The sequence below is a fragment of the Streptomyces sp. NRRL WC-3549 genome (genome assembly GCF_000721935.1).
Classification (GTDB): Bacteria; Actinomycetota; Actinomycetes; order Streptomycetales; family Streptomycetaceae; genus Streptomyces.
On record NZ_KL585437.1, the window covers coordinates 66,475 to 72,627 of the forward strand.

Here is a 6,153-nt window from a genome sequence, read left to right on the forward strand (position 1 = left end):
GCCGCCCCCGTGCTCGCCGCCACCGGCGCCCGCGCCGCCGACGGTCCGGCCTTCGTGCACGGGGTCGCCTCCGGCGACCCGCTGCCCGACGGCATACTCCTCTGGACCCGCGTCACCCCCTCCCCGGACGCCGTGCCCGGCTCGGGCCTGGGCGCCGAGACCGCCGTCTCCTGGGAGATCGCCGAGGACAAGGCGTTCACCCGGATCGCGGCCCGCGGCACGGCCCTCGCCCGGGCCGCCTCGGACCACACCGTCAAGGCGGACGTGCGCGGGCTGAGCCCGGCCACGACGTACTGGTTCCGCTTCTCGGCGGGCGACGGGCAGGTCCTCTCCCCCGCCGGCCGCACCCGTACGGCACCCGCCGCCGGAGCCGCGACGCCCGGCGTCCGCTTCGGCGTGGTCTCCTGCGCCAACTGGGAGGCCGGCTGGTTCTCCCCGTACCGGCACCTCGCGGCCCGCGCCGACCTGGACGCCGTGCTGCACCTGGGCGACTACATCTACGAGTACGCCTCGGGCGACTATCCGACCCGGGACACGGTCGTACGGCCCCACGCCCCGCTGCACGAGGTCCTCACCCTGGCCGACTACCGCACCCGGCACGGCGCCTACAAGACGGACACCGACCTCCAGGCCCTGCACGCCGCCCATCCGGTGATCGCCATCTGGGACGACCACGAGTTCGCCGACGACGCGTGGTCGGGCGGGGCCGGGAACCACACCCCGGAGACGGAGGGCCCCTGGGCGGCCCGGGTGGCGGCGGCGAAGCAGGCGTACTTCGAGTGGATGCCGGTCCGCGCCTCCACCGAGGGGACCGTCTACCGGCGGCTGCGCTTCGGGGACCTGACCGACCTGCACCTGCTGGACCTGCGCAGCTTCCGCTCCGAGCAGGCGTCCATCGGCGACGGCTCGGTGGACGACCCGGAGCGGTCGATCACCGGGCGGGCGCAGCTGGACTGGCTGAAGGCGGGCCTGGCCGGCTCGGACGCGGCCTGGAAGCTGGTCGGCACCTCCGTGATGATCTCGCCGGTCGCCTTCGGCTCCCTCCCGGCCCATCTCCTGGCGCCCCTGGCGAAACTTCTGGGGCTGCCCTCGGAGGGGCTCGCGATCGACGTCGACCAGTGGGACGGCTACACGGACGACCGCAAGGAGCTGATCTCCCACCTGCGGGACCGGGGCATCACCAACACCGTCTTCCTCACGGGCGACATCCACATGGCGTGGGCCAACGACGTGCCGGTGAAGGCGGCGACCTACCCGCTGTCGGCGTCCGCGGCCACCGAGTTCGTGGTGACGTCGGTGACCTCCGACAACCTGGACGACATCCTGCGGGTCGCTCCGCAGACCCTCTCGGTGGTCGCGGCCACGGCGGTCAAGGCGGCGAACCGGCACGTGAAGTGGGTCGACCTGGACTCGCACGGCTACGGCGTCCTGGACGTGACCGCCGAGCGTGCGCAGATGGACTACTACGCGGTCTCCGACAAGACCCGCAGGGACGCGGCCTCCACCTGGGTCCGCTCGTACCGCACGCTCAGCGGCACCCAGCGGGCCGAACGGGCCGACGCCCCGGTGCGCTGAGCTGTCCTCGGGGCCGCGCACCCGGTGTGCGGCCCCGAGGCGTCCCCCTACAGCGTCGCGAGGAAGCCGAGGGCGACCTTCCACGTGAGGTCCGCGGCGGCCTTGTCGAAGTCCGGCAGGTCCGGGTCGGTGTACAGGTGCCCGGCCCCGGGGTAGCGGTAGACCTCCACGTCCGCCCCGGTGCGCTGCATCCGGAGGTACCAGCTGTTCAGCCAGTCCGGCGACTCGAACGCGTCGGGGTCCGCGACGTGCAGTTGGACGGGCAGTTCGTCGACCGAGGCGTTCTCGGCGATGTCCGAGGTGCCGTGGAGCAGCAGCAGCCCGCGCGCCTTCGCGTCCCCGAGCGCCAGCGTCTGCGCGACCGACGCCCCGAACGAGAAGCCGGCGTACACGAGGCCCTGGTCCGAGTAGGGCGCCGCGGCCAGCACGGCGCGTTTCAGCAGCTCGTCCTTGCCGACCTGGTCCTTGAAGGCCATCCCCTCCTCGACCGTGTCGAAGGTGTGCCCCTCGAACAGATCGGGCACGCGCACCTCGTGCCCGGCTGCGCGCAGCCGGTCCGCAGCCGCGTGCACAGCCGGCCGCACACCGTAGGTCGAGTGGAAAAGCATGATGTTCATGCGTCCATCGTGCCAGCTGTGTCCCAAGACTTGGAGGACGAGGGAATGGAGAACGTACTGCGCCCGCTGCTGGTGGTGGGCGGGTCGCTGGTGATGACGCTGGTGCTGGGCTGGGTGGTGGACGTCCTGTTGCGCCGCGCCGACGCCCGGCACCACGAGACTCCGCTCTGGGGCCTCCTGCGGCGCTGCCGGCCACCCCTGCAGGTGGTGCTCGGCACCGCGCTGCTGCGGGCCACCTTCTCCCAGATACGGGTGGACGTCGTGCGGAACCACCGGGAGGTGATCGGCCAGCTGCTGACCCTGGTGCTGATCGCGGCCTCGGCGTGGCTCGTCCTGCGCGTCGCCGCCACCGTCGTGGAGTCCTCGTACGCCCGTTACGCCTCGGCCTCCCGGGACGCGGCCCGGGTGCGCCGGGTCCGTACCCAGGTGACGCTCATCCAGCGTGTGGTGACCGCCGTGGTGGCGACCGTCACGATCGCGGCGATGCTGCTGACCTTCCCGGCGATGCGCACGGTGGGCACCTCGATGCTGGCCTCGGCCGGCGTGGTCGGCATCGTCGCCGGTGTCGCAGCCCAGTCGACGCTCGGCAACCTCTTCGCGGGGTTCCAGATCGCCTTCGGTGACATGGTGCGGCTCGGGGACACCGTGGTGGTGGACGGTGAATGGGGCACCATCGACGAGATCACGCTGACCTTCCTGACGGTGCGCACGTGGGACGACCGGCGCATCACCATGCCGGTGTCCTACTTCACCAGCCAGCCGTTCGAGAACTGGTCGCGCGGCGGGGTCCAGATGACCGGCACGGTCTACTTCCAGCTCGACCACTCGGCGCCGGTCCCGGCGATGCGCGACGCGCTGCGCGACATCCTCGGCGAGTGCGCGGCCTGGGACGGCCGCGACTGGTCCCTGGCCGTGACGGACACCACGCCGACGACGATCCAGCTCCGGGCCGTGGTCACCGCGAAGGACGCCGACGACATCTGGACGGTGCGCTGTGCGGTACGCGAACAGATGATCGCCTGGCTGCGCGACCACCACCCGTACGCACTGCCGCGCGTCGTGACGGCCCCCGCGTCGCTGCCGCCCGGCGACCACTGGACGGCACTGACCGGCGCGGACAACGGCCGCCCGGCGGCCGACGGCCGGGGACCGGAGCGCGACATGACCCCGCGTACGGGCCGCGGCTGACCCCCGGCGTACGTCAGCGCAGGCTGCGGACGTCGAGGTAGCGCAGCACCCGGTCCACGATCTCGGGGTCGGCACCGGGCTCGTTGCGGGCGGAGAGCACCTCGTGGCGGGCGGCCGACAGCATGTCGCGCTGGACGCGGCTGACCGCCTTGAACCGCTCGACGCGCCGCGCGTACGCCTCGCGCCGTTCCTCGTCGACCATGTCGGGGCTGATCCGCGCCCCGATGTCGTACGCGACGCGGTGGAGCCGCTCGACGACGTCGTCCGGGAAGTCCTCCTCCTCCTCGATCTCCTTGAGGCGGCGCTTGGCCGCCCCCGCCGCACGGCCCGCGAGTTCGCGCTCCAGCGCCCGCTCGGCGTCCGTGTCCGCCCGGACGCCGAGCGTGCGTACCAGCCAGGGCAGGGTCAGGCCCTGGACGACGAGCGTGGCCATGATGACGACGAAGGCGATGAAGACGATCTCGTCCCGGCCGGGGAACGGCTTGCCGTCGTCCGTCTCCAGCGGGATGGCGAGGGCCAGCGCGACCGAGGCCACCCCGCGCATACCGGCCCACCACATGACGACGGTCTCCCGCCAGCTGGTGGGGATGTCCTCGTCGTAGTCGCGCCGGGTGTGCAGCCGCTTGGCGAGCCAGGTCGCGGGCAGCAGCCACAGGAGCCGTACGCCCACGACGACCGCCACGACCGCGAGCCCCCAGCCCAGCAGCTCCGGCACCCGGTCGCCCGCCGTGCCGAACACGCTGTGGAGTTCGAGTCCGATGAGGCCGAAGGCGACCCCCGTGACCAGGGTGTCGACGATCTCCCAGAAGGAGCGGCCGGTCAGGCGCCCCTGGACGTCGTCGGCGTCCGCGGTGTGCTCGGCGAGGAAGAGGGCCGTGGTCAGGACGGCCAGCACCCCCGAGCCCATCAGCTCCTCGGCCAGCACGTAGCTCACGAAGGGCACCAGCAGGGTCAGGCCGACCTGGAGGGTGGCGTCGCCCAGCAGGCCCATGAGTTTGATGGTGAGCCAGCCGAGCGCCAGGCCGACCACCACGGCGACGACCGCGGAGAGGATGAGCAGCCCGAAGGCCTCGGGCAGCGAGAAGGTGCCGCTCACGGCGGCGGCGATCGCCACGTGGTAGAGGACGATGGCGGTGACGTCGTTGAACAGCCCCTCGCCCTCCAGGATCGAGACGAGCCTGCGGGGCAGTCCGAGGGACCCGGCCACCGCCGACGCGGCGACCGGGTCGGGCGGGGCGACCAGGGCTCCGAGCGCCACGGCCGCGGCGATGGGCAGCCCCGGCACGATCGCGTCGGCGATGTGTATAAGAGACAGGAAGATGGGCCGCTTGTTGGCCGCGAACTGCCGCCAGGAGGTTCGCTGTACGGAGGCGTAGAGCAGCGGGGGCAGCAGGGCGGGGAGGATGATCTCCGGCGGGATGTCGACGTCGGGGACGAAGCTGCTGAAGGCCATCGCGACCCCGGCGAGGGTCATCAGCACCGGCGCGGGCAGTCCGAGGCGCTGCCCCAGCGGCACCGTGAGCACCGCTCCGAGCAGCAGCAGGAGCAGCAGTGCCATCTGATCCACGAGTTCGCCTTTCCGCAGCGTGTCCGGGCCGGGTCCGGTGATCGGCCGGGCTCCGGTGATCAGCCGGTGGGGGCGTCCAGCCTGCCATGCACGGTCCACGGCTCACCCTGCGCCCCGGCGCGGCACACGGCCGTGAGGCGGGCCGCACGGCCGGGGCGCACCGTCAGAACACGCGCCGCATGGCCCGGTGCGGAATGCCGGCGTCCGGGAACTCGGGGCCGTACGCCGCGTAGCCGAGGCGTTCGTAGAAGCCGAGGGCGTGGGTCTGGGCGTGCAGGTCGACGCCGGTCAGCCCCAGCGTGCGCGCCTCGTCCTCGATCGCCCGCACCAGCGCGGCACCGACGCCCAGGCCGCGGGCCTCACGGACCACGGCGAGCCGGCCCAGCGAGCCGACGGTGACGTCCCCGCCGGTCCTGCCGGCCGCGTCGGCGCCGTGCAGCAGCCGCCCGGTGCCGAGGGCGGTCCCGTCGGCCGCGACGGCCAGGACGTGCACGGCCGTGGCGTCGCAGGAGTCGTACTCGATCTCTTCGGGAACGTTCTGCTCACCGACGAAGACGTCCTTGCGGACCTGGAAGCAGGCGGCGAGATCGCTCTCCCCGACGGCTCTGCGGGTGGAGACGGGTCCGGGCGCGCTCACCGGCTCTCCGCGGCGACGGTCTCCAGGGCGTGCTTCAGGTCGTCCGGGTAGTCGCTGGTGAACTCGGTCCAGCCGCCGTCGGCCGGGTGCTCGAAGCCGAGCCGGACCGCGTGCAGCCACTGCCGGGTGAGCCCCAGCCGCTTGGCCATCGTGGGGTCGGCGCCGTAGGTCAGGTCGCCGACGCAGGGGTGGCGGTGGGCGGACATGTGCACCCGGATCTGGTGGGTGCGCCCGGTCTCCAGCTTGATGTCGAGCAGGCTGGCCGCGCGGTAGGCCTCGATGAGGTCGTAGTGGGTCACCGACGGCTTGCCCTCGGCGGTGACGGCCCACTTGTAGTCGTGCTGGGGGTGGCGGCCGATGGGGGCGTCGATGGTGCCGCTCATCGGGTCCGGGTGCCCCTGGACCAGGGCGTGGTACTTCTTCTCGACGACCCGGTCGCGGAACTGCGCCTTCAGCAGGGTGTAGGCCCGCTCCGACTTGGCGACGACCATCAGGCCGGAGGTGCCGACGTCCAGCCGGTGCACGATGCCCTGGCGCTCGGCGGCGCCCGACGTCGAGATGCGGTAGCC

The 6,153-nt window shown here is 72.7% G+C and carries 6 protein-coding genes; 2 read left to right on the forward strand and 4 right to left on the reverse strand.

Annotated elements, in window-relative coordinates; all coding sequences use genetic code 11:
* A partial coding sequence (locus IH13_RS0132105) for an alkaline phosphatase D family protein (RefSeq protein WP_031089951.1) occupies positions 1 to 1,575 on the forward strand: 1,575 nt, incomplete at its 5' end.
* A gap of 47 nt (positions 1,576 to 1,622) precedes the next feature.
* Here the strand turns inward: IH13_RS0132105 and IH13_RS0132110 are convergent.
* Positions 1,623 to 2,192: a dienelactone hydrolase family protein gene (locus IH13_RS0132110; RefSeq protein WP_031089953.1), complete on the reverse strand. Its 570-nt coding sequence runs from the start codon at positions 2,190 to 2,192 to the stop codon at positions 1,623 to 1,625.
* A 45-nt stretch (positions 2,193 to 2,237) separates the two neighbouring features.
* On the opposite strand from IH13_RS0132110, the gene IH13_RS0132115 reads away from it, so the two are divergent.
* Positions 2,238 to 3,380 (forward strand): mechanosensitive ion channel family protein, encoded by a 1,143-nt coding sequence (locus tag IH13_RS0132115; protein ID WP_031089955.1) that lies wholly within the window; start codon positions 2,238 to 2,240, stop codon positions 3,378 to 3,380.
* A 13-nt stretch (positions 3,381 to 3,393) separates the two neighbouring features.
* Here the strand turns inward: IH13_RS0132115 and IH13_RS0132120 are convergent, their stop codons facing one another.
* From IH13_RS0132120 to IH13_RS0132130, 3 genes are all read right to left on the reverse strand, one after another.
* On the reverse strand, positions 3,394 to 4,947 hold the full coding sequence (locus tag IH13_RS0132120) for a Na+/H+ antiporter (RefSeq protein WP_031089957.1): 1,554 nt from the start codon (positions 4,945 to 4,947) through the stop codon (positions 3,394 to 3,396).
* A gap of 163 nt (positions 4,948 to 5,110) precedes the next feature.
* Positions 5,111 to 5,584, reverse strand: coding sequence for a GNAT family N-acetyltransferase (locus tag IH13_RS0132125; RefSeq protein WP_031089960.1), 474 nt, complete (start codon positions 5,582 to 5,584; stop codon positions 5,111 to 5,113).
* On the reverse strand, positions 5,581 to 6,153 hold a 573-nt coding region (locus IH13_RS0132130), incomplete at its 5' end, for an RluA family pseudouridine synthase (RefSeq protein ID WP_031089961.1). The genes IH13_RS0132130 and IH13_RS0132125, both read right to left, overlap by 4 nt.

Excerpts from the sequence above, each read along its gene's own strand:
- IH13_RS0132110 (WP_031089953.1), bottom strand. The coding sequence starts at position 2,192 with ATGAACATCATGCTTTTCCACTCGACCTACGGTGTGCGGCCGGCTGTG.
- IH13_RS0132115 (WP_031089955.1), top strand. The coding sequence starts at position 2,238 with ATGGAGAACGTACTGCGCCCGCTGCTGGTGGTGGGCGGGTCGCTGGTG.